Annotated in this window: 2 protein-coding genes and 2 pseudogenes; all 4 read left to right on the top strand. The window is 71.2% G+C overall.

Translation table 11 applies throughout. The annotated features are described in order from the left end of the window. A pseudogene (moaA, locus tag x551_RS20775) lies at nt 1-1070 on the top strand (GTP 3',8-cyclase MoaA). Nucleotides 1071-1082: 12 nt separating this feature from the next. Next, a complete protein-coding gene (mobA, locus tag x551_RS20770) occupies nt 1083-1694 on the top strand; it encodes a molybdenum cofactor guanylyltransferase MobA (protein WP_036234724.1) in 612 nt (203 codons plus the stop codon). Continuing rightward, entirely contained in the window at nt 1687-2268 is a 582-nt protein-coding gene (locus x551_RS20765; protein ID WP_011830110.1) for a GNAT family protein, read from the top strand. The genes mobA and x551_RS20765 overlap by 8 nt, the downstream gene beginning before the upstream one ends. 16 nt (nt 2269-2284) lie before the next feature. Beyond that, a pseudogene (locus x551_RS20760) lies at nt 2285-2792 on the top strand (molybdopterin molybdenumtransferase MoeA); the annotation flags it as partial.

Below are 2792 nucleotides of genomic sequence, written 5' to 3'. Positions count from 1 at the left end.
GTGCCCGTGCAGGCGCCGCCGCCGAGCGGGCTGCTGAGCGACCGCCGCGGCCGCGCGCTGCACGACCTGCGCATTTCGGTCACCGACCGCTGCAACTTCCGCTGCAGCTACTGCATGCCCAAGGAAGTGTTCGACAAGGACCACCGCTTCCTGCCGCACGGCGAGTTGCTGAGCTTCGAGGAAACCACGCGGCTGGCGCGCCTGTTCACGCTGCACGGCGTGCGCAAGATTCGCCTGACCGGCGGTGAACCGCTGCTGCGCAAGAACCTCGAGATCCTGGTCGCGCAACTGGCGGCGCTGCGCACGCCCGACGGCGAGCCGCTCGACCTGACGCTCACCACCAACGCCTCGCTGCTCGCGCGCAAGGCGGTGGCGCTGCGCATGGCCGGGCTGCGGCGCGTCACTGTCAGCTCGATGCACTCGACGACGCCGTGTTCCGCCGCATGAACGACGTCGATTTCCCGGTGGCCGACGTGCTGGCCGGCATCGAAGCGGCGATCGCCGCGGGGCTGGCGCCGATCAAGGTCAACATGGTGGTCAAGCGCGGAACCAACGACCAGGAGATCGTGCCGATGGCGCGCTTCTTCCGCGAACGGTTCGGCGGCCGGGTGGTGCTGCGCTTCATCGAATACATGGATGTCGGCATCACCAACGGCTGGCGCATGGACGAGGTGCTGCCCTCGGCGCAGGTGGTGCAGCGCATCCACGAGGTCTTCCCGCTGCGTGCGCTCGAGCCCACCGCGCCGGGCGAGACCGCCGAGCGCTGGGGCTATGCCGATGGCCGCGGCGAGATCGGCGTGATCTCCAGCGTCACGCACGCTTTCTGCGGCGACTGCAACCGCGCCCGCCTGTCGACCGAGGGCAAGCTCTACCTTTGCCTGTTCGCGCAGCGCGGCCACGACCTGCGCGCGCTGCTGCGCGACCCGGCCGCCTACGACGACCGGCAGATCGCCGCGGCGATCGGACAGATCTGGCAGGGCCGCGACGATCGCTACTCCGAACTGCGCGGCAGTGCGGCCGGCGCAGAGGCGGCGGCCGCCAAGGTCGAGATGAGCTACATCGGTGGTTGAGGCACGAGCGCGATGATCGGCGCCGAACACATCACGGGTGTCGTCCTCGCCGGCGGGCGCGGCAGCCGCATGGGCGGCGTGGACAAGGGCCTGCAGCCCTACCGAGGCATCCCGCTCGCGCTGCACGCGCTGATGCGGCTGCAACCCCAGGTCGGGACGACGATGATCAATGCCAACCGCAACCTGGCCGCCTACGAGAGCTTCGGTGTGCCGGTCTGGCCCGACACCGACCCTGACTTCGCCGGGCCGCTGTCGGGCTTCCTGGTCGGGCTGGAGCGTGCCGAGTCGCCGTTCGTCGTGACCGTGCCCTGCGACACGCCGGACTTCCCCGACGATCTGGTGGCTCGCCTGGCCCACGCACTGGAGGCCGAGGACGCCGAGCTCGCGATGGTGCGCGCCCCCGACAGCGCCGACGCTCCCGGCGCGCCACGGCCCCAGCCGGTGTTCTGCCTGCTGCGCTCCACCCTGCTGGAAAGCCTAGTCCGCTTCGTCCACGCCGGGGGCCGCAAGATCGACCGCTGGACGGCGCAGCACCGCTGCGCGATGGTCGACTTCGACGCCGCCCCGTTCTTCAACGCCAACACGCTGGACGAACTGCGCCGGCTGGAGACGCAGCGTGTCTGAGCCGACCCTCGCCCGGCGCCCGAGCGCGCAGCAGCCGGCCGTGATCCGGCGCCTGGGTCCGGCCGACCTGCTGGCCTACAAGAACCTGCGCGACGAGGCGCTGCGCCTCTACCCCGAGGCCTTCACCTCCGACCACGAGAGCCAGCGCCTGCGCACGCCCGAGAGCTATCTGGGCCGGCTCGGGCTGAACGAGCCGCTGGGCGGCAGCTTCCTGCTGGGCGCCTTCGTCAAGGAAGACGGCGGACGCGAGCGGCTCGTCGGATCGGTCGGCCTCGAGCGCGACACACGCAACAAGACCCGCCACATCAGCCGGCTGATCGGGCTGATGGTGCTGCCCACCCACAACGGCCACGGCATCGGCAGCGCACTGGTCGGCGCCTGCGTCACCGCGGCGCACCAGGCCGCCGACCTCCAGATGATCGTGCTCAGCGTCACCGCCTCGAGCGACCGCGTGCTGCGGCTGTACGAACGTGCGGGCTTCCGCCGCTACGGCCTGCTGCCGCGCGCGGTGCGGCTGGTCGACGCGCGCGGCGAACACTACTTCGATCGCGCACACATGCAGCTCACGCTGTGAAGCACGCGCCCTGACGATGGACTCACCGACCCCCTCCGCCCTGCCGTCGATCGAACAGATCGCCTCCTGCATCGCCGGCTACGACCCCAATACGCTGGCCGTGGCGCAGGCGCAGGACTTCATCGCGCGCTTCGTGCCGAAAGTCGGCGCGGTGGAGCAGCTCGCGCTGCGCAGTGCGCTCGGCCGCGTGCTGGCGCACGACATCATCTCGCCGATCGATGTGCCGGCGCACGACAACTCGGCGATGGACGGCTACGCGTTGCGCGGTGCCGATCTGCGCGACGGCCAGCCCACCACGTTGCGCCTGGCCGGCACCGGCTTTGCCGGCCAGCAGTTCGAGGGCCGCGTGGCCGCGGGCGAATGCGTGCGAATCATGACCGGTGCCGTGATGCCGGCCGGCCTGGACACCGTCGTGCCGCAGGAGTTCACCAGCGTCGCCGACGGCGCCGTCACGCTGCCCGCCGGCGTGGTGCGCACCGGCGACAACCGCCGCCTTGCCGGCGAGGACCTCGCGCGCGGCGAGG

The organism is Methylibium sp. T29, assembly GCF_000576205.1.
Taxonomy (GTDB): domain Bacteria; phylum Pseudomonadota; class Gammaproteobacteria; order Burkholderiales; family Burkholderiaceae_C; genus Methylibium; species Methylibium petroleiphilum.
This window is presented reverse-complemented; position numbering and strand designations above follow the sequence as displayed.

Bases quoted from the DNA above. Each gene is read 5' to 3' on its own strand.
- mobA (WP_036234724.1), top strand. From the start codon at position 1,083: ATGATCGGCGCCGAACACATCACGGGTGTCGTCCTCGCCGGCGGGCGC.